Below are 1,694 nucleotides of genomic sequence, written 5' to 3'. Positions count from 1 at the left end.
TGCCGATACTCCTCCATCACGTGGGCGGAGAGAGCCAGGATCGGGACTTTGCCCCCTTCGCCCTCGCGGGCCCGGATCGCCCTTGCGGCCTCGCAGCCGTCCATCTCCGGCATGTCGACGTCCATGATTATCACGTCGTATGCTTCGGCGGCGCTCTTCTTCAGCGCCTCCAGACCGTTCTTGGCGTAATCGCACGATGCGCCCGTCCTCTCAAGTATCCTGCGAAGCATCTCCCTGTTGACCTCGTTGTCCTCGACCACCAGCACGGACAGGCCGTCCAGCCGCACCGCGACTCGGCCGGGGCGAGCAGGCTCGGCGAGCTTGCCTTCATACTCCACCACCGGGATGGTGAAAGAGAAGACGCTGCCGATGCCGACCTTCGACGACAAGGAGAGGGTGCCGCCCATGGACTCGACGAGCCGTTTGGATATGGCAAGCCCAAGGCCGGTGCCGCCTCGTCGGGCGGATACGGCCTTCTCCGCCTGGTGAAACGGATCGAAGACACTTGCCACCTCGTCGGAATCTATGCCCATTCCGGTGTCCTCCACCGCGACGAATAGCGATATCCCCCCGTCATGCTCCTGCATTTGGCTTAAAAACAGGCGAACCTCGCCGGAGTCGGTGAACTTGACCGCGTTGCCCACGAGGTTGAAGAGCACCTGCTTGAGGTAGAGCGGATGCCCGAGCAGCGCGTCCGGCAGATCCGAGTCCACGAACGGGACAAGGCTCACCCCCTTCTCCATCGCCCTTCCCCTGAACAGCTCCAGCACCTCGCGTGCAAGCATCTCCGGTTGGAAGGGGGTCGGCTTGGGCTGCTCCGAGAACGACTCCAGCCTGGCGAGGTCGAGGATGTTGTTCAGTATCTCCATCAGGGACTCGCCGGAGTTGACCAGAATGGAGAGCAGCTCGTCCCTCTCCTCCGGGTCGAGTGCCTGGTCCCTCAGCAGGGCTGCAGCGCTTAGTATTCCGTTCAGTGGGGTGCGCACCTCGTGACTCATCGTGGCCAGGAAGGCGCTCTTCGCCCTGCTCAACTCCTCGGCCATCTCCTTGGCCCTCCGGAGGTCGTAGAAGTGCCGGTCAAGCAGAGCCGTGACGGATTTCGTCACGAAGCCGGTCAGCAGTATCCATGCTCCCATCCCGTGCAGCACATGCCCCAGCATGTTGAAGAAGCCGTACACGTCCGTGTAGAGGGTGAAGGACATCCCCGCCAGCACGAAGCATCCGAGTGAGACCTCGAAAGAGCGGGAGCGGTCCACCTCCTCCTCGCGACGGACGCGAAGCGAATAGGCTATCGAGAGGACGAGAAGGAGCGCCACGACGTACTCTCCCCCGATCTTGAAGGGGGTGAGGCCGGTGCCGGGGAGGAAGCAGTCGGGGAAGAGGCCGACGAATACCAGGGCGATCCCGCCCAGGGTGACTATGCCCATCACGGCAGAGAAGATCCGGATGAAGCGAGGGCGAGAGCTGAACAGCAGCACCAGCGGTATCCCCGCCCCCTGGATGAAGCGCATCAGTATCCAGAACTGGGTAGGCTCGTTGGCGGTCCAGCCGTGGAAGACGCCCATGCCGTAGTAGCCCAGGGTGTGAAAGGCTGTGACGAGGCTCATGGAGAAGTAGATGGCGCTGAGGCCGTAAAGGAAGGGATCCGGTGTCATGTGGGATGCGAAGACTCCCAGGAAGCCCACGAACAGGTA

1 protein-coding gene is annotated in these 1,694 nt (G+C 62.5%); it reads right to left on the bottom strand.

What is annotated here, in order from left to right; all coding sequences use genetic code 11:
* On the bottom strand, window positions 1-1,694 hold a 1,694-nt coding region (locus GX181_07770; protein NLM71838.1), incomplete at both ends, for a response regulator.

It is taken from the genome of Synergistaceae bacterium (genome assembly GCA_012521675.1).
Classification (GTDB): Bacteria; Synergistota; Synergistia; order Synergistales; family Aminobacteriaceae; genus JAAYLU01.
Note: the sequence above shows the minus strand (reverse complement) of the source record. Positions and strands in the feature narration are given on the sequence as shown.